The sequence below is a fragment of the Martelella lutilitoris genome (assembly GCF_005924265.1).
GTDB lineage: Bacteria > Pseudomonadota > Alphaproteobacteria > Rhizobiales > Rhizobiaceae > Martelella > Martelella lutilitoris.
The window spans coordinates 1-17,630 of record NZ_VCLB01000015.1; the positions used below are offsets into that span (position 1 = coordinate 1).

Here is a 17,630-nt window from a genome sequence, read left to right on the forward strand (position 1 = left end):
TAGGAAAGCTCAAGCGCTTCAAACGGGTGGCTCTGCGCTGCGAGAAAACCAAACGCAACTTTTCAGCCATCGTGTCAATCGCTGCAGCATTCAACCTCATCAAATCCGTCCACACAGCCTAGGAAACCGAAAAGTCGGCCCGAAAGACCGAAATGGGGGCGCAAAGCCGCCGTCGTCAGTTGCCGAACCGGCGGGATCATGGAAATTTGGAAGAAGGTGAGCGCGCGGCTCCGTATTGCGGGCGGTGGCGCAGAGCTCAGATCACCAAAAAGCGCTGAACCAAAGTTACATCAAATAACTGAATAAATTATATTTTTTTTAAAAAAGGGCCGATCCAAAAGAATCTTCTTGACTCGGGTGTGCACGAGAAATGGCGATTTCGTGCATTCTTATGCTTCATTGGCACAGCAAGATCAAATTGGCTGGGGTGGCTGGATTCGAACCAGCGCATGCCGATACCAAAAACCGGTGCCTTACCGCTTGGCTACACCCCAGCATGTCCTCGCCGCATGCGAGCGGCGGAACGACAAGCCTCTTAGCAAAGCTCCGACCGGGCGACAACGGCTAAATCGGGAGATGGACAGTGTTTTTGCCGCCGGGGCAGGACGGAAGTCGGGCCCGGCGGCCTTGCAATTTGTCTTTGCGATGTCAGATAGAGTGGGTCGGCGCACAGGGATCGCGTCGGGCGGAGAATGACAATGCGCGAGCCTCGATCGGAACAGGACTTCGACCCGGCCTATGGCAGCGCCGTCAGGATCGCCAACGGCGTTTTCCGGCTGACGGCAGAAAACCCCTCCCCCTTCACAGCCGACGGCACGAACGGCTATCTCGTCGGCGAACGGTCTTTGACCATCATCGACCCCGGCCCGGATGTCGAGGGGCACTTCGACATATGGATGAGGGCGATCGACGGGCGGAAGGTCGACGGGATTGCCGTTACCCACACCCATCTCGACCACACGCCGATGGCCCACCGGCTGAAGGCCGCGACCGGCGCGCCGATCCTCGCCTTTTCGCATCACCGCGCCGCCCGCCCGCTGCATGACGGCGAGGAGAACCCCTTTGCCGAGAGTTCCGACATGGCGCTTTCGCCCGATATCACGCTTGCAGACGGCGAACGCATTGCCGCGGACGGCTTCGTGCTGCAGGCTGTCCACACGCCGGGCCATACCGCCAACCACCTCTCCTTCGCGCTGGAAGGCACGCCCTATCTTTTTTCCGGCGACCATGTGATGGCCTGGTCGACCACCATTGTCGCGCCGCCGGACGGCTCGATGAACGACTACATGGCCTCTCTCGAAAAGCTGCTTGCGAGGCCGGAAAGCATCTATCTCCCGGGTCACGGCGGCCCGGTCAACGCCGCCCACGGCTTCGTCCGCGGCATCCGCTCGCACCGGCTGATGCGCGAAAGGGCGATCCTGGAGCGTCTTGCCGCCGGCGACGAGACAATTGCCGATATGGTGAAGGTGATCTACCGCACCACAAAGCCGAGCCTGCATGGCGCGGCCGCATTGTCCGTGCTCGCGCATCTCGAGGCGCTGGTCGAGCGCGGCAGCGTTTCGACGGAGGGCCCGCCGCTGCTTGCCGGCCGCTACCGGCTAGCACGCTAGAGCGCCGTGCGTCCATTCGGACGCACAAAGGACGCTCTAACCTATTGAATCTACGCATCGTGCTTTCCGAAAATCGATTCCGATTTTCGGAAAGCACGATGCGCTAGGCCCTGCCTGCTTCCTCCGCCTGCCGAACGGTTGCCTGGGCGGCGGCAAGCCGCGCGGTCGGCACACGGAAGGGAGAGCAGGATACATAGTCGAGAGCCAGTCCCTCGCAGAAGCGAATCGACACCGGGTCGCCGCCATGTTCGCCGCAAATGCCGACCTGAAGGTTTGGCTTGGTCTGGCGTCCGCGCTCGGTGGCAAGGCGCATCAGTTCACCCACGCCGTCGAAATCAAGCGAAATGAACGGATCACGTTCGATGATGCCCTTCTTCTGGTAGGTGCCGAGAAAGCCCGGCGCATCGTCGCGCGAAAGGCCGAACGTCGTCTGCGTCAGATCGTTGGTGCCAAGCGAGAAGAAGGCCGCCGTCTCGGCAATTTCATGCGCTCTCAGGGCCGCGCGCGGTAGTTCCACCATGGTGCCGACCAGATAAGAGATCTCCATGCCGCTTTCTTCCATCACGGCATGGGCGACCGCATCAATCCGCCCCTTCACATATTCCAGTTCGGCGCGCAGGCTGACGAGCGGCACCATGATCTCCGGCACGATCGGCTCCCCGGTCGCGCGGGCAGCGGCAATCGCGGCCTCGAAGATCGCGCGGGCCTGCATCTCGGCAATCTCCGGATAGGAAATCGCCAACCGACAGCCGCGATGGCCGAGCATGGGGTTGAACTCATAAAGCGCATCGAGCCGATGGCGCAGCGCATCGGTTTCCATGCTGAGCGCCTCGGCCACATCCTCCACCTCGCCTGCCGTCTTGGGCAGGAACTCGTGCAATGGCGGGTCAAGCAGGCGGATCGTCACCGGCAGGCCGTGCATGATGGCAAAGAGTTCCTCGAAATCGGCCCGCTGCATCGGCAAAAGCTGGTCGAGCGCCTGCCGGCGCCCTTCTTCCGTTTCCGCCAGGATCATCCGGCGCATCATGCGGATACGGTCGCCCTCGAAAAACATGTGCTCCGTGCGGCAAAGCCCGATGCCCTCGGCGCCGAAGTCACGTGCCGCGCGCGCATCGCCCGGCGTATCGGCATTGGTCCTCACCTTCATGCGCCGCACATCATCGGCCCATTCCATCAGTCGCTGGAAATCGCCGGACAGGGCCGGCTTCTGCGTTGGCGCCGCCCCCTTCATCACCCGGCCCGTGGCGCCATCGATCGTCACCGTGTCGCCTGGATGCAGCATGGTTCCGTTCAGGCCGTGGAGGATGTTGGCGAAGCGGTCGACACGCATATTGCCCGCGCCCGTCACGCAGGGCACGCCCATGCCGCGCGCCACCACCGCCGCATGGCTGGTCATGCCGCCGCGCGTCGTCAAAACGCCGATCGCCGCCGTCATGCCATGGATATCCTCCGGGCTCGTCTCGGTGCGCACGAGAATGACCTTGCGCCCCTCCGCATGGGCGGAGATTGCCTCCTCGGCGGTAAACACGATCTCGCCGGTGACGGCACCGGGAGAGGCCGGCAGGCCGGAACCGATCTGGGTGCCCTTGTAGCCCGGCTTGATGGTCGGATGCAGCATCTGGTCGAGCGTCGCCGGATCGACGCGAACGATCGCCTCCTCGCGGGTGATCAGGCCCTCGTCGGCCATGTCCATGGCGATCTTCATCGCCGCGCCGGCCGCCCGCTTTCCGGAACGCGTCTGCAGCATGTAGAGCCTGCCGCGCTCGATGGTGAATTCCATGTCCTGCATATCGCCATAGTGGCGCTCAAGACGGGCGGAAACGGTATCGAGCTCCCGGAAGGCCTCAGGCATCAGCTTTTCCAGAGACGGTTTCTCGCCGCCGGAAGCGATCCGTCCCGGCTCCGTCACGCTTTGTGGCGTGCGAATGCCGGCGACGACATCTTCCCCTTGAGCATTGACCAGGAATTCGCCGTAAAGCGCCTTTTCGCCGGTCGAGGGATTGCGGGTGAAGGCGACGCCGGTCGCCGAATCATTGCCGAGATTGCCGAACACCATGGCCTGGATATTGACCGCCGTGCCCCATTCGAACGGGATATTGTGCAGCGCGCGATAGGTCGTCGCCCTGGCGCTGGTCCAGCTGGAAAAGACCGCCGAGATCGCGCCCCAGAGCTGCTCATAGGGGTCCTGCGGAAAGGCCTCGCCAAGTTCCTCTTCCAAAAGTTCCTTGTAGCTTGCCACAATGTCCTCAAGCTGCCCGGCCGTCAGCTGGGTTTCGTAGGCGTGACCCAGTTCGGAGAGCCGCTCCTCCAGCAGTTCCTCGAAGAATTCCTGGTCGAGCCCGAGCGCGACATCGGAATACATCTGGATGAAGCGACGATAGCTGTCCCAGGCAAAGCGGGCATCGCCCGTATCTTCGGCCAGAAGCTGGACCGTCTCGTCATTGAGACCGAGATTGAGGACCGTATCCATCATGCCGGGCATGGATACCCGTGAGCCAGACCGCACGGATAAAAGCAGAGGACGTTTGCTGAGACCGAAGAGCTTGCCGGTTGCCTGTTCGACCTTCTTCAGGCCCCGGGCCACCTCCTCCTTCAGGCCGTCCGGAAAGGTCTTGCCGTGTTCGTAGAAATAGAGACAGACATCGGAGACGACGGTCAGGCCGGGCGGCACGGGAAGCCCCATGCGCGCCATCTCGGCAAGACTTGCGCCCTTGCCGCCCAGTCGATTCCGGTCAATCTCGTGTTCTTCCGCCTCGCTGAAACCGAAACCGTAAACCCAGTTCGCCATTCGTCCGCCCGGTTGCCGGGCGCGATGCCCGTCTTCACTCTCTCTTTGCCGGACGTTAGAGCATCGCAACCGAAATGAGAATTGGACAAAAGAGAAAAATCCCGAAGACGGAGGCCGGCCGGCCCGCCGTCAGGCTTCCTCGACCAGTTTCTCGGCCGTCCTCAGGTCGACGGAGACCAGTTGCGAGACCCCCTGTTCAGCCATCGTCACCCCGAACAGCCGATCCATGCGGGCCATGGTGATCGGGTTGTGGGTGATCACGACGAAGCGGGTCTCGGTGGTCGCAGCCATTTCGTCGAGCAGGTTGCAGTAACGCTCGACATTGTGGTCGTCGAGCGGCGCATCGACCTCGTCCAGCACGCAGATCGGTGCAGGGTTGGTGAGGAATACGGCGAAGATCAGCGCCATCGCCGTCAGCGCCTGCTCGCCGCCCGAGAGCAGCGTCATGGTCTGCGGCTTCTTGCCGGGCGGGCGGGCGAGGATCTCAAGCCCTGCCTCCAGCGGATCATCCGATTCGATCAGCTGCAGTTCCGCCATGCCGCCGCCGAAGAGATGGACGAAGAGGCGCTGGAACTGGTCATTGACCTCGTCAAAGGCGGCGAGCAGCCGTTCGCGGCCCTCGCGGTTGAGGTTCTGGATGGCGCCGCGCAGCTTGCGGATGGCGTCGAGAATATCGTCGCGCTCGCGCACCAGTTCCTCCAGCTTGCCGGAAAGCTCCGCCTGCTCCTCCTCGGCGCGCAGATTGACCGCACCAAGCCGTTCGCGCTCGACCTTGAGCCGCTCCAGCGCGCGTTCCACGGCGATCGGGTCCGGCAAGTCGGCATCGGGCGCCAGTCCGGTCAGGCGGAAGGCTTCGTGCGGCGCGACTTCGAGCACCTCCCGGATGCGCGCTTCCGACGCCTCGCGCCGCTCGCGGGCGGAAACCAGACGCTCTTCGGCGCGGCCGCGCTTTTCGCGCGCTTCGGCAAGATCGGCGAGCGCCTTGGCGGCATGGCGGTCGGCCTCGCGCTGGGCCTCCTCGGCTTCGGCGAGGCGGTCTGCTGCCGACTTTCGCGCCTCTTCGGCGGCCTCGAGCTCGCGGATCAACTGACGGCGCTTGTCTTCGAGTTCTTCCGGCGCTTCTTCCAGTTCCTCCAGTTCGTCGCGGGCCTCGTCCTCGCGCGCCCGGAGCGTCGCGATCTGCGCTTCCGCGCCCTTTGCTCGGTTCTGCCAGCTTGCGCGCTCCTGGCCGATGGCGACGATACGGCGCTTGCGGGCCTCGTTCTCGCGCATCAGGCCGTCATGGCGGGCACGGGCTTCGGCAAGCGCGCCGCGCAGCCGGGCGACTTCCGCCCCCTGTGCGGCAAGACGTTGCTCTAGAGCGGAAAAATCAGGCGCTTCGGCAAGCTGCGCCTCCGCCTCTTCGGCGCGCGCTGCGACATCTTCCAGTTGGGCGGCAAGCTGGCTGCGGGTCTCGGCCACCACATCACGGCGGCGCACCAGCTCGCCCGATGCCCGCTCGGCTTCGGCGAGCGCGGAACGCGCATCGGCCACCATGCGTCCGGCCAGACGGAGCTTCTCGCGCGCGCCGGCAAGAAGGGCCTCGGCGGCGCGCACCGTTTCACCGGTCTGACGCTGGCGCTGCTCCGCATCCTCAAGCCGAACCTCCGCCTCACGGCGCTCGTCCTCAAGCGCTGCGAGCCGGTTCTTCTGGGAAAGGCGAAGGGCTGCGGCACTCGGCGCATCCGCGCCCTTCACATGCCCGTCCCAACGGAACACGGCGCCGGCGCGGGTGACCAGTTCCTGTCCGGGTGAAAGCGATGCCATCATCGCCTCGCCTTCGCCCTCCTCCACCAGGCCGACCTGCCGGAGACGCCGCATGATTTCAGCCGGCGCCTGGACCAGTTCGCTGATCGGCCGGCAACCGGAAGGCAGCGGCGGATCGCCAGCGCCAGCGCCATTGCCACGCCAATGGGCCGGCGCCTCGGCCTCCAGAGGCGTTTCCAGGTCATCGCCGAGCACCGCGCCGAGCGCCGTCTCATAGCCCTGCTCGATGCTCAGAAGATCGGCAAGCGGGGTGAAATCGCCGGCGGCGGCGCTTGCGGAGAGCATTTGCGCAATCGTGCGGGCCTCGGTCTCGATTTCGGAGAGCTTCGCTTTGGCAGCCTCCACCGGCTGGCGGGTCAGCGCCTCGTTGCGGCGCGCCTCGGCAAGGGCTTCTTCCGTCGATTCCTCGCCGCCATAGGCTTCCTCCTCGGCAATCTCCGCGGCCTCCAGCGCCTCGCGCTTTTCCAATGGGTCCGGCAGTGCCGAAATCCGGGCAGAGATGCCGTCAAGCTCGCTGTCGGCGTCGCTTACCTGTTTTTCCAGCCGCGCCCGCCTGCCGGCAAGATCGGCGATCGCGCGCTCAAGCTGAGCGCGCGTCGCCGCCGCCTCGGCCCGCTCGGCCGTCAGCGCGGTGAAGACGCTTTCGCTGTCTGAAAGCCTCGCCGCCGCCTCGTCCATTGTCTCGCGCGCCGCCGCCACGTCCTCGCCGGAAAAGTCGAGCAGCTCGGTCAACTCGGCTTCTTCGGCGCCAAGACGTTCCAGAATGGCGCTGTTGTCTTCGATCATCGCCTCTTCGCGGCGAATGTCTTCGGCAAGCTGCAGCAGTCGGCGGGAAAGCTCGTCGCGGCGACGCATCATCCGTGCGGCATCATCGTCGAGCTGGCGACGGGCAATCTGCAGGCGCTGCAACGTCGCCGCCGCCTTGACCTCGGCGTCGCGCAATTCCGGCGTCTTCAGGCCCGCCACGGCCTGGGTCTTGGCCGCCTCCATCTGCTGGTTGGCGCGCTCGGCGACGACGGAGGTCAATTGGTTCAGCGCGCTTGTCGCCTCCGCCTCGGCGTTTTTCGCCTCCACCCAGCGCAGATGCAGAAGGATGGCATCGTGGGCGCGGATATCGGCGGAGAGCGACTTGTAGCGCGTCGCCTGCCGCGTCTGGCGCTTCAGACTTTCGATCTGGCTCGACAGTTGCGCGGTGACGTCCTCAAGCCGTTCCAGATTGGTCTCGGCGGCGCGCAGCCTGAGTTCCGCCTCGTGGCGGCGCGAATAGAGCCCGGAAATACCGGCGGCCTCTTCCAGCAATTGCCGGCGGGCCTGCGGCTTTGCCTGGATCAGTTCGCCGATCCGCCCCTGCCCGACCATGGAGGGCGAACGCGCGCCGGTGGAGGCATCGGCGAAGAGAAGCTGCACATCCTTGGCGCGCGCCTCCTTGCCGTTGATGCGATAGAGCGATCCCTGCTCGCGGGTGATGCGCCGCGAGACCTGGATCTCGTCGCTGTCATTGAAGGCTGCGGGCGCGGACCGGTCGGCATTGTCTATGTGCAGGCCGACTTCCGCCGAGTTGCGGGCCGGACGGCTGCCGGAGCCGGAAAAGATCACGTCGTCCATGCCGGAGGCGCGCATGTTCTTGTAGGAATTTTCGCCCATCACCCAGCGCAGGGCCTCGACAAGGTTGGACTTGCCGCAGCCATTGGGGCCGACGACACCCGTCAACCCCGGCGCGATGACGAAATCGCTCGCCTCGACGAAGGACTTGAAGCCGACAAGACGCAGGCGCTCGAACTTCATCGGCCGACATCCCGCAAAGGACAGCCTGACACAAAAAAGCGCGCGCCCTCACAGGCGCGCGCCAAAATCTCAGCGAACGGTCTTTCAGAGCATGCTGTCGATAAGGGCCGACATAGTGTCAACCGACATGTCCCCCGCATATTTCTTGCCGTTGATGAAAAAGGTCGGCGTCGCGCTGACACCGAACTCTTCCGCCCCGCGTTCTCTTACCGAATTTATCTCATCGAGCAGCTTCTGGTCCGTCAAGCAGGCCTGGAAGCTTTCCTGTGTAAAACCGGCGAGTTTGGCCATCTGCAGCATCGCGGCGCTGCCATCTTCGGCGGTGGCCCAGGTTCTCAGCTGCGCCAGCATCATGTCCATGAAGGGCACATATTTGCCGTTCGGCGCACAACGCGCCAGCATGAAGGCGGCCATGGCGCGCGGATCGAAGGGAAACTCGCGGAAGATGTAATAGACCTTGCCCGTGTCGATATAGTTTTCCTTGATCGCCGGAAAGGTGTTTTCCTGATAGTTGGCGCAGTGCGGGCAGGTCATCGACAGATATTCGATGATCTTGACCGGCGCGTCCTCCTCGCCCAAAGCGATTTCCGGAAGCGGTCCGGGCTCCAGCGCCTTCTTCATGTCGACAGTGCCCTGGCTCTTCGGCAGCTCGCCGCTCTGGGCAAAGGCGGAAGGGGCAAGGGAAAGCCCCGCCACCGCGCTGCCGGCAGCAACGCCGCGCAAAAGGGTCCGCTTGGTGATCTCGAATTCAGCCATTTTCGCTTTCTCTCGTCTGGTTTCCCGTTTCATCTTCACTAGCGACCGGTGACAGGTTGTACAAGCCGGCAGCGCCTCCTTCAAACAGATGTGACCGTCGCGTGTATCATCAGGCCGGCCCGCGACCTCTTGCCCGTTCCTTTCTGCGTTTCTCGCTCATCACGCCCGCGCCAAGCCGCATGATCGCGGCCTTGAGCTTTTCCGATTCGATCCCCTGAAGGCGCGCCTCCAGGTCTCTCGCCTCGGCGGGTGAGAGTTCCGGCGGTCTTCTGCGGCGCCCGCCCGGCGGCTGCACCGGCTTTTGCACCACCTTGATGCGGTCGATCGCCGAGAAGCCGAAAAAGCCGTTGACCCGGTGAATAAGTTCGCCCTGCGCATGGGTCAGGAACAGAACGCGCGCGCCCTCGCAGGCAACCGTCAGGCAGCCGGGCCGGAAACCGCCATCCTCGCTCTCGGAGGCGCGTTTCGGCCAGGTGATCTTTTCCGGCCGCGAGAATTCGGCATAGGCCTCGCCGGCGATCTCCTCCCACGCGCTCAAGAGGGCGGTGGAAATGCCGGCGCGGCGCGCAAGGATCGGATCGATGAGGCTGTTGGCGACATCGGCAATCTGGCTGGCGTTTCTCGGACGGGACGGGCGCATGATTTCCAGACCTTCGCAAAACCGGCCGCTTCATGCGGCAGAAGGTGCGCCGACCATAGAGAATTTGTCCGGCCATGAACAGGGAGCATCAAAAAGCCGCGGGTTAAATTTGCCCCGGAACTTGCCCGCCATCGGCCTTCCGCGATATGCCGTGAGAAGACCGCATGCATGTTGATGTCAGGACCCATGGATCATTTCGCCCGCAAGCTTCTTGCCTGGTACGACCGCCACCACCGGGACCTTCCCTGGCGCGTCGGCCCTGCCGACAAGGCCGAGGGCACCCTGCCGGATCCCTACCACGTCTGGCTTTCCGAGATCATGCTGCAGCAGACCACGGTGCAGGCGGTGAAGCCCTATTTCGACAAGTTCCTTGCCCGCTGGCCGCGCGTGGACGACCTTGCCGCAGCCGATACGGACGCCGTCATGGCCGCATGGGCGGGGCTCGGCTATTACGCCCGCGCCCGCAATCTGAAGAAATGCGCCGAAGTGCTGGCGCGCGATCATGGCGGGCGGTTCCCCGACACATTTGACGACCTGAAGGCGCTGCCCGGCATCGGCGACTATACGGCGGCGGCCATTGCGGCCATCGCCTTTGACCGGCCGGAAGCCGTGGTCGACGGCAATGTGGAACGTGTGGTCACGCGGCTTTTTGCCATCGAGACGCCCCTGCCCTCGGCCAAGCCTGAAATCCGCGCCCGCACGAAGGAGATGACGCCGCAAGAACGGCCCGGCGATTTTGCCCAGGCGATGATGGATCTCGGCGCGACGCTCTGCACGCCGAAGCGGCCGGCCTGCGTTCTCTGTCCTCTGCGCGAGGAGTGCACCGCGCTCGCCGGTGACGACCCGCAGCGTTTTCCCCTGAAGATGCCGAAGGCGGCGCGGCCCGTACGCCGCGGCGCGGCCTTCGTCGCCGAGACCGCCGATCGCAAGATCCTGCTCAGAACCCGAACGGAGAAGGGCCTCCTCGGCGGCATGGCGGAGGTTCCGACGACCGGCTGGACCGCCAGGACCGACGGCGAGACCGGAACGGATGCCGCCCCCTTTGCCGCCGACTGGAGGTCAAAGGGCGAGGTGGTCCACGTTTTTACCCATTTCGAACTCAGGCTTGCCGTCTTTCACGCCGAACGTGCCGAAGGCCCGGTATCGGGAGGACGCTGGACGAAAATCGCAGCCCTTGGTGAGGAAGCGCTGCCCAGTGTAATGAAGAAGGCAATCACGCAGGCTATACCCGATGCATTCAAGGCCAGCAGGGAGAGACCATGACCACTGAAATCCGCCACATCGTTTACGACATCGGCCATGTGCTGGTGCATTACGATCCGCTCGTGCCGTTTTCGCGCATCATCCCGGACGCCGAAAAACGCGCCCGTTTCTTTGCCGAGGTTTGCACCGATGCGTGGAACCACGAGCAGGACCGCGGTCGCCCCTGGCCCGAGGCGGAAGCCGAAGCGATCGCCCGTCACCCGGAAGAGGCCGAGAATATCCGCGCCTTCCGCGCCCATTGGGACGAGATGATTCCTTACGCCTACGAGGATTCCGTCGCGCTCTACCAGGCGCTGATCGCCGCCGGCCATGACGTGACGCTTCTGACCAATTTCGCGCCCGATACGTTCCGCATCTGCCGCACGCGCTATCCGTTTCTGGATAAGGGACGCGGCATCACCGTCTCCGGCGAGGTCGGCATGGTCAAGCCCGACCGTGACATTTTCGAGCGCCATGTCGAGACGTTCGGCCTTGCGCCAGAGGCGACGCTGTTCATCGACGACAAGGCCGTCAATGTGGAAGGGGCGAAGGCCGCCGGCTGGAACGCGGTGCGCTTTACCGGCGCTGATGCGCTGAAGGCCGATCTCGCCAGTTTCGGCATTACCGTCTGAAGCCGCCGGAAACGCAACCGGGCCCGACGGATGCCAGGCCCGGAATTTTGCCGCGTGTCGTTCGGAGGTCGCCAACCGCTACGCCGCTGCAGGGAACAGCTCAACCATTAAACGAAATTCGTAAACAATCTCTATATATAGTTGACAAAATCCTAATATAAGGAGCGGCGCAATCAGGTGCTGGCCATGGCGGCGCGGATGCGCCCGCGCAGCCGGTCGATCGGATAGCGCTCGCCGCCTTCCTCATAATGCCAGAACGTCCAGCCATTGCAGGCCTCGGCGCCCTGGAGCCGCGCGCCAAGCCTATGGATCGAGCCGCTGTCGGCGCCGCTTGCCAGCGTGCCGTCGGCCCGCACATGGGCGGCAAGGTCGCCCTTGGGCGAGGTCAGCCTGTCTCCGGCCGCAAGAAGCCCGCTTTCGATCAGCGAGAGAAAAGCCACGCGCGGCAGCGATTTCTTGCTCGGCGTCGGCGCCAGCATCTCATCCGGGAGCGGTTCGACCTCCGCGATGCGCGCTGTCGCCGCGTCGATATAGGCCTGCTCGCGCTCGACGCCGACGAAATGACGGCCAAGGCGTTTGGCGACCGCGCCCGTGGTGCCGGAACCAAAGAACGGATCGAGCACGACATCGCCGGGTTTGGTCGAGGATAGGATGATGCGCGACAGAAGCGCCTCGGGCTTTTGCGTCGGATGCACCTTCTTGCCGTCCTCGCCCTTCAGACGCTCGCCGCCGGAGCAGATCGGAAACAGCCAGTCGGAGCGCATCTGCACATCGTCATTGGCCGCCTTCATGGCGTCGTAGTTGAAGGTGTAGCCGCGCGCATCGGCGTCCGGACTTGCCCAGATCATCGTCTCGTGCGCGTTTTGGAACCGCCTGCCCTTGAAGTTCGGCATCGGATTGGTCTTGCGCCAAACGATGTCGTTGAGGATCCAGAATCCGAGATCCTGCATCTTCGCGCCGACGCGGAAGATATTGTGATAGGAACCGATGACCCAGATCGTGCCGCTCGGCTTCAGCACGCGGCGGCAGGCGAGCAACCAGGCGGTGGTGAAGGCGTCATAGGCCTCGAAGGAGGCGAACCGGTCCCATTCATCATCGACGGCATCGACCTTCGACTGGTCCGGCCGGTGGAGAACGCCGCCAAGCTGGAGATTATAGGGCGGGTCGGCGAAGATCGCGTCGACAGAATGGTCCGGAAGCGCTTCGAGCGCCGCTACGCAATCGCCCTTGATGATGGTGTCAATCCATTCGGCGCGCTGAGGCGACGCCGCCTTCGTCTTAAGGGCAGAGACCGGGACCATGTGTTACTCGCTTTTACAGGTACTCAACGACTGGTGACTGACAGGATTCTCACCTGTTTTGGTTACCAAAGCGTTGAGGAGGACTGACAAAACGAACCTGGAGAAGGTCTTCAGCCCCGGCTGAACGCGCCGGCGCGGGCATACCATTCCTCCGCCTCGCCCGGATCGTAGGGCACGCAGAGCCCGTGCTCATACATGAAAGCGAGTTCGCCAAGCGCATTGCGGTCGTTCTGTTCGGCGGCAGCCTTCAGCCAGCGCACGGCCTCGCCGCAATCCTTCGTCACGCCCCTGCCGCTTCGATAGAACATGCCGGTCTCGAACTGGGCTTCCTTAAGGCCCGCCTTCGCCGCTCTCTGGTACCAGCGGAACGCCTTTCTGAGGTCCCTGTCCGTGCCCATCCCTTTTTCGTAGAGATAGCCGAAATTGAGCTGGGCGATCGGCAGGTCCTTGTAGGCGGCGCGCTCGAGCCATTGGAATGCCTTGTCGTCGTTCTGCTCGACATGAATGCCGTTCATGAAATAGATGCCGACGTTGAATTCCCCCAACGCCATGCCCTGCTGGGCTGCAAGGTGAAACTGGCTGAAGGCCTCCCCGTCATTCTGCTCGACGCCCCAACCCTGCTGGTACAGCACGCCGAGATTATACTGGGCATCCTTGTGCCCGCGCGCAGATGCAGGGCTCAGGTAACGGGCCGCCATCTCATAATCGATGGGAACGCCATCGCCGCGCATGTAGAGCGAGCCGAGATTAGACTGGGCCTCCAGGAAATTCTTGTCGGCCGATTTCCTGAACCAGACGGCGGCCTCCGCCGGATCGCGTTCTCGTCCGACCCCGGTCAGATACTGGACGCCGAGATTGTTCTGCGCCGCGCCATCGCCCATGAAGGCTGAGAGCATCAACTTGAAATCGCTATACCAGCCACGCAAAATGGCACGGCGCGCCTTTTCGTCCAGGTCGACGGCGAAGCCGGTATCGCCGATCACGGCCTGCCCGTCTTCGCTCGCGCGAGAGCCGCCGTCACAGGCGGCGACCAGCATGGCCAGCATCACAGCCAGAACCGGCACCAAAACTCTTTTCAACTCATCCCCTCGGCCACAAGGCCGCCCCCGGCATCCTGCAAAATGACGCGATCAGGCTAAATGCCGCACGTCAGAGATGCAACAAGGAGAACCAGCAAAGTGTCGCGCACGGGTGGCTCAATCGGCCAACTCGTTCTCCCAATAGGCATTGGCAACGCCCGGCCATTTGACCATGCCGGCGACGAGCGTGTCGATTTCGGCGTGGATGACGGCGGTGCGCACAAGGGTGGCGCCGATCTCGACCAGACCATCCTCGCGCTCCTCGATCTCGATGTCGCGCACCGGATAGCGCGCGCGGTCGAGTTCCTCGAAGAGCTGGCGGCGCACGGCGGAGATCCTGTCCTGGCTGGTGACGACGCGCACGACGAACATGGCTTCGCCGGCGTTCGGATTGAGCGGCAGGCGGTTGATGCGGTCGGCGACCGGGTGAAGCAGGGTATTGGCGGCGAGCACCACGATCGTGACGAGCACCGCTTCCGCCAGCATATCGGAGCCCGCACAGGCGCCGGCGGCGGCCGAGCACCAGAGCGTAGCGGCCGTGTTGAGACCGCGCACATTATAGCCCTCCTTCATGATCACGCCGGCGCCGAGAAAGCCGATGCCGGAGACCACATAAGAAATGACGCGAACCGCCTCCACGTCGCCGGCCACCCGCTGGCCGAGATCGACGAAGGCGGCCGCCCCGATGGCGACCAGCGCATTGGTGCGCACGCCGGCGCTGCGCTGGCGATACTGCCGTTCCGCGCCGATCGCCGTGCCGCAGATGAAGCCGACGATCAGGCTGAGTGCGCTGTCGAGGATGGGAAAGAGCTGGAAGGTATTGAGGAAGTTCATGCCGAGCTGGTCCTGCTGTTTTGTTGCCGGCGGGGGCCAGGCAAGGTTCCACCGCCGATAGCGCTTTGTCCAGCACGAACGTGACAAGCAAATTATGCCGCAAAAGCGCGGCGCCTAGTTCCAGAAGTCCGGCACGGTCTCGGAGAGCCTCGGCCCGAGGCGCAGCGGGGCGATCTTCTCGGCGAGGCCGGTCGTATCGGAAATCTCGACGCCGACGCCGCAGATGGTTGCAGGCCCCGTCGCGGCCTCGAAACGGGACTTGTTCATCTTGGAGACGAAGCGGGAGAGCGGCTCTTCCTTGTCCATGCCGAGCGAGGAATCGTAATCGCCGCACATCCCGGCATCCGACATATAGGCCGTGCCGCCGTTCAGGATCTGGCAGTCGGCGGTCGGCACATGGGTGTGGGTGCCGACAACGAGGCTGGCGCGGCCATCGACGAAATGGCCGAAGGCCTGCTTCTCGCTGGTGGCTTCCGCGTGGAAATCGAAGACGATGGCGTCCACCTGATCCTTCAGCTGGCAGGCTTCCAGAATGTCCTCGCCCGCCTTGAAGGGATCGTCGAGTTCGGGATGCATGAACACGCGTCCCATGATGTTGGCTACCAAAACGCGCGCGCCGTTCCTGGCATAATGAATGCTGGACCCCCTGCCCGGCGTGCCGGCCGGATAGTTCGCCGGCCTCAGGAACTGTTCATGCCGGTCGGCGAAGATGATCGCGTCCTTCTGGTCCCACACGTGATTGCCGGTGGTCACCACATCGGCGCCGGCATTGATGGTCTCCTGAAAGATGGTCTCGGTGATGCCGAAACCGCCGGCGGCGTTCTCGCCGTTGACGATGACGAAATCGAGCTTCAGATCGCTGATCAGGCCCGGCAGGCGATCCCACACCGCCTTGCGGCCCGTCTTACCGACCATGTCCCCGAGAAAAAGCAAACGCATGAGAAATCCAATCTGTCCCTGACGGCGCATGCCGGAACCGCACAGGCGCCGACCTTCGTGCAAACAGGCTCTAACGCCCCGCCGCCTTCATGCAAATGGTTTTTGTCGAAAACAGGTTGGAAAGCCCGCTTCAATCCCCGTTTTCGATCCGCCGGAAACCGCTTTCGGTGATGATCGCGTCGAGCGGCACGTCGTGGGGTTCGGCGGGAACGGACGGCACTTCCTGCAGGTCGAAGGCGATACCGACAAGAAAGGGCTTTCTGCCGCGCGCGGCAAGGCGCGCGATCGCCCGGTCGTAATGGCCGGCGCCATAGCCGATGCGGTTGCCGGCCTCGTCAAAGACCGAAAGCGGCATCAGCAGGATGTCGGGATCGACTTCGCCGGCGTCCTCGCCCGGCGCGCGCGTGCCGAAGCCGCCGGCGACGAGTTCCTCGCCCGACCGGAAAGGACGGAAGACGATGGTCTCGCGGTCGACAACGGCGGGCAGCGCAAGCTCAGCCCCCGCCTTCTCCAGCAGGGCCATCAGCAGGCCGACATCGGCCTCGGAGCGGATGGGGTGATAGCCGGCGACGCATTTTCCGGCAATTTGGGGGACAAGCGCCTCGGCCCCGTGCGTGGCAATCGCCAGGCTTTTCAGGCGGCGCTCATCGGTCGTCAGCGCATCCCGGCGTTTGAGACTGCGGTTGCGCATGTCCGGCTTGCTGTCTGGCACGTCGTTCACACGCATGTCCTGCCTGCGTCATAAGGAAGTGGCCGGTCCACGGCGACCGATGGAATCGGTTGGATCCTGGGCGCCTACAGAAGTAGGTGGGCGCCATATAACCAAGCCCACGAGCGAGGTCAGGGACAGCTCCCTTAGGATCGAGTAAGGCCCCGGGGATTCGTTGATTCCTGTCGAGAAGCGCAGACCGTAGTTCCTATATAAGGCTCTGGCCTTCCGCCCGCCAGAGGGAAAAGACGTCGCGAATATGATTTTTCCCTGGTCGCCCGAAGCGTCTTCGGCCCTGCGGAAATCCAGCTACTTGTCGGCGCCCGATACCTTCCTGGAAAGCGTCGAAAGCCGCCCGGCGAGGTTCTCCAGGACGGCCGCCACCTCATCGTCATGGGCCGCCCGCGCGCTGTCGGCATCGCCCGCCCTGGCGCGAAGATCGTTGAGTTCGGCGGCGTTGGCATCGACGAGCGTCTGCAGGTCGTGCAATTCGTCCATGATCATGATGCCCGCCATCACCGTCAGTCGCAGGTCGCCGATCTCGCCGAACTGGCCGCGCAGATTGCCGATATAGGAATCGAAACGGGCGGCAAGATCGACCAGGTGGTCTTCCTGCCCAGTCTCGCAGGCCATCCGGTAGGCCTTGCCATCAATATTGACGGTGACTTGCGCCATCTCTTCCTCTTTTGCGACCTATCTCTCGTGGTCGAGAACCGAGCGGATCGTCTCCATGGCCGTGACCAGCCTGCGGGAAACCTCGCGGTTGACTTCTTCCAGCCGGTTCGCCCGAAACTGCGCCTGGTCCAGTTCGCGCGCAAGGCCCGCGCGGTCCTCATGCACGATCCGCACCTCGTTTTCGAGGTCTTCCCGGTTCTGAAGCTTGTCCGTGCGGGCGTCGACGGCGTTTTCCAGGCCGGAAAGCGCCTTTTCCAGCGCCTCAAGCGCATTTTGCAGCCGACCCGTTTCCGCCACCATTGCCTTTCCTCTTCAAGAGAGAGACGCGCATTGCATGAACCGCCCCGAAAGCCGCCACTCTAGGGTGCGAAAATACACTTTCGAATCGCCAAGATACCCGAAATTTCATCGTGATCTTAGGGAGAGTTAACAGCCGAGGTCAACTGAGGCCCATGATTGTCAAGTGGAAACTTGATGCAACGCCGACCGCCCGCGCGCGCCGGCACACCTGAGGAGGAAGATGGCGCATTTGTGAGCGCATGACACGCCGACGATTTGTCATAAAGCAATGAAGCGCGGAGAAACTTCGCTTATCAATCGATTTAGAGGCAGGGAAACCGCTTAAAAGAGGCAGGTCATGCACCATATTGCAGCAAGGCTGGTTAAGCTGTGGCAGGCCCATATGAAATGGTGTAGTGTCCACGCGTTTTCGGGCTCGAGGTCCAGCGAGGCGCTTTCGGATTTGCCGCCTTGATTGGTTCGGGCAACACTGTAATTTAACCGGCAGCACTGCCGACCGGCCAGATGGCCGGTTTCCCAATGACCAACGCAATC

The 17,630-nt window shown here is 63.4% G+C and carries 13 protein-coding genes, 1 tRNA gene, 1 other RNA gene and 1 pseudogene; 3 read left to right on the forward strand and 13 right to left on the reverse strand.

Features of this window, described 5'->3' with window-relative positions; all coding sequences use genetic code 11:
* Positions 1-419: 419 nt before the first annotated feature.
* Positions 420-494, reverse strand: a tRNA-Gln gene (locus FF124_RS20255).
* A 204-nt stretch (positions 495-698) separates the two neighbouring features.
* On the opposite strand from FF124_RS20255, the gene FF124_RS20260 reads away from it, so the two are divergent.
* The gene (locus tag FF124_RS20260; RefSeq protein ID WP_138750302.1) at positions 699-1,610 is read left to right on the forward strand and encodes an MBL fold metallo-hydrolase; all 912 of its coding nucleotides are present in this window, start codon (positions 699-701) and stop codon (positions 1,608-1,610) included.
* Positions 1,611-1,713: 103 nt separating this feature from the next.
* Here the strand turns inward: FF124_RS20260 and ppdK are convergent, their stop codons facing one another.
* The 4 genes from ppdK to FF124_RS20280 all read right to left on the reverse strand — a co-directional run bounded on the left by ppdK (position 1,714) and on the right by FF124_RS20280 (position 9,385).
* The gene (gene ppdK / locus FF124_RS20265) at positions 1,714-4,398 is read right to left on the reverse strand and encodes a pyruvate, phosphate dikinase (RefSeq protein WP_138750303.1); all 2,685 of its coding nucleotides are present in this window, start codon (positions 4,396-4,398) and stop codon (positions 1,714-1,716) included.
* A 129-nt stretch (positions 4,399-4,527) separates the two neighbouring features.
* Positions 4,528-7,989: a chromosome segregation SMC family protein gene (locus tag FF124_RS20270; protein ID WP_138750304.1), complete on the reverse strand. Its 3,462-nt coding sequence runs from the start codon at positions 7,987-7,989 to the stop codon at positions 4,528-4,530.
* An 84-nt stretch (positions 7,990-8,073) separates the two neighbouring features.
* Entirely contained in the window at positions 8,074-8,745 is a 672-nt protein-coding gene (locus tag FF124_RS20275; RefSeq protein WP_138750305.1) for a DsbA family protein, read from the reverse strand.
* A 109-nt stretch (positions 8,746-8,854) separates the two neighbouring features.
* Positions 8,855-9,385 carry a DUF721 domain-containing protein gene (locus FF124_RS20280; protein ID WP_138750306.1) on the reverse strand — a complete coding sequence of 177 codons (531 nt, stop codon included), beginning with the start codon at positions 9,383-9,385 and terminating at the stop codon, positions 8,855-8,857.
* A gap of 168 nt (positions 9,386-9,553) precedes the next feature.
* On the opposite strand from FF124_RS20280, the gene mutY reads away from it, so the two are divergent.
* The gene (gene mutY, locus FF124_RS20285) at positions 9,554-10,648 is read left to right on the forward strand and encodes an A/G-specific adenine glycosylase (RefSeq protein WP_246072605.1); all 1,095 of its coding nucleotides are present in this window, start codon (positions 9,554-9,556) and stop codon (positions 10,646-10,648) included.
* Positions 10,645-11,259 (forward strand): HAD family hydrolase, encoded by a 615-nt coding sequence (locus FF124_RS20290; protein ID WP_138750307.1) that lies wholly within the window; start codon positions 10,645-10,647, stop codon positions 11,257-11,259. The genes mutY and FF124_RS20290 overlap by 4 nt, the downstream gene beginning before the upstream one ends.
* Positions 11,260-11,432: 173 nt before the next feature.
* On the opposite strand, the gene FF124_RS20295 is transcribed toward FF124_RS20290, so the two are convergent.
* The 8 genes and pseudogenes from FF124_RS20295 to FF124_RS20330 all read right to left on the reverse strand — a co-directional run bounded on the left by FF124_RS20295 (position 11,433) and on the right by FF124_RS20330 (position 17,096).
* A complete protein-coding gene (locus FF124_RS20295; RefSeq protein ID WP_138750308.1) occupies positions 11,433-12,560 on the reverse strand; it encodes a site-specific DNA-methyltransferase in 1,128 nt (375 codons plus the stop codon).
* 110 nt (positions 12,561-12,670) lie between these two features.
* Positions 12,671-13,639, reverse strand: coding sequence for a tetratricopeptide repeat protein (locus FF124_RS20300; protein ID WP_138750309.1), 969 nt, complete (start codon positions 13,637-13,639; stop codon positions 12,671-12,673).
* A gap of 117 nt (positions 13,640-13,756) precedes the next feature.
* Positions 13,757-14,473 (reverse strand): MgtC/SapB family protein, encoded by a 717-nt coding sequence (locus FF124_RS20305; protein WP_138750310.1) that lies wholly within the window; start codon positions 14,471-14,473, stop codon positions 13,757-13,759.
* Between the two features lie 114 nt (positions 14,474-14,587).
* The gene (locus tag FF124_RS20310) at positions 14,588-15,412 is read right to left on the reverse strand and encodes a TIGR00282 family metallophosphoesterase (protein WP_138750311.1); all 825 of its coding nucleotides are present in this window, start codon (positions 15,410-15,412) and stop codon (positions 14,588-14,590) included.
* Between the two features lie 130 nt (positions 15,413-15,542).
* Positions 15,543-16,103: a 5-formyltetrahydrofolate cyclo-ligase gene (locus FF124_RS20315; RefSeq protein ID WP_138750332.1), complete on the reverse strand. Its 561-nt coding sequence runs from the start codon at positions 16,101-16,103 to the stop codon at positions 15,543-15,545.
* A gap of 60 nt (positions 16,104-16,163) precedes the next feature.
* Positions 16,164-16,325: non-coding RNA, 6S RNA (gene ssrS, locus FF124_RS20320), on the reverse strand.
* A gap of 227 nt (positions 16,326-16,552) precedes the next feature.
* A pseudogene (locus FF124_RS20325) lies at positions 16,553-16,796 on the reverse strand (cell division protein ZapA); the annotation flags it as partial.
* Between the two features lie 18 nt (positions 16,797-16,814).
* A complete protein-coding gene (locus FF124_RS20330) occupies positions 16,815-17,096 on the reverse strand; it encodes a DUF4164 domain-containing protein (RefSeq protein WP_187327024.1) in 282 nt (93 codons plus the stop codon).
* Between the last annotated feature and the right edge of the window lie 534 nt (positions 17,097-17,630).

Bases quoted from the DNA above. Each gene is read 5' to 3' on its own strand.
- FF124_RS20295 (WP_138750308.1), bottom strand. From the start codon at position 12,560: ATGGTCCCGGTCTCTGCCCTTAAGACGAAGGCGGCGTCGCCTCAGCGC.
- FF124_RS20310 (WP_138750311.1), bottom strand. From the start codon at position 15,412: ATGCGTTTGCTTTTTCTCGGGGACATGGTCGGTAAGACGGGCCGCAAG.
- FF124_RS20260 (WP_138750302.1), top strand. From the start codon at position 699: ATGCGCGAGCCTCGATCGGAACAGGACTTCGACCCGGCCTATGGCAGC.
- FF124_RS20290 (WP_138750307.1), top strand. From the start codon at position 10,645: ATGACCACTGAAATCCGCCACATCGTTTACGACATCGGCCATGTGCTG.
- FF124_RS20275 (WP_138750305.1), bottom strand. From the start codon at position 8,745: ATGGCTGAATTCGAGATCACCAAGCGGACCCTTTTGCGCGGCGTTGCT.
- ppdK (WP_138750303.1), bottom strand. From the start codon at position 4,398: ATGGCGAACTGGGTTTACGGTTTCGGTTTCAGCGAGGCGGAAGAACAC.
- FF124_RS20270 (WP_138750304.1), bottom strand. From the start codon at position 7,989: ATGAAGTTCGAGCGCCTGCGTCTTGTCGGCTTCAAGTCCTTCGTCGAG.
- FF124_RS20280 (WP_138750306.1), bottom strand. From the start codon at position 9,385: ATGCGCCCGTCCCGTCCGAGAAACGCCAGCCAGATTGCCGATGTCGCC.
- mutY (WP_246072605.1), top strand. From the start codon at position 9,554: ATGTTGATGTCAGGACCCATGGATCATTTCGCCCGCAAGCTTCTTGCC.
- FF124_RS20315 (WP_138750332.1), bottom strand. From the start codon at position 16,103: ATGCGCAACCGCAGTCTCAAACGCCGGGATGCGCTGACGACCGATGAG.
- FF124_RS20330 (WP_187327024.1), bottom strand. From the start codon at position 17,096: ATGGTGGCGGAAACGGGTCGGCTGCAAAATGCGCTTGAGGCGCTGGAA.
- FF124_RS20305 (WP_138750310.1), bottom strand. From the start codon at position 14,473: ATGAACTTCCTCAATACCTTCCAGCTCTTTCCCATCCTCGACAGCGCA.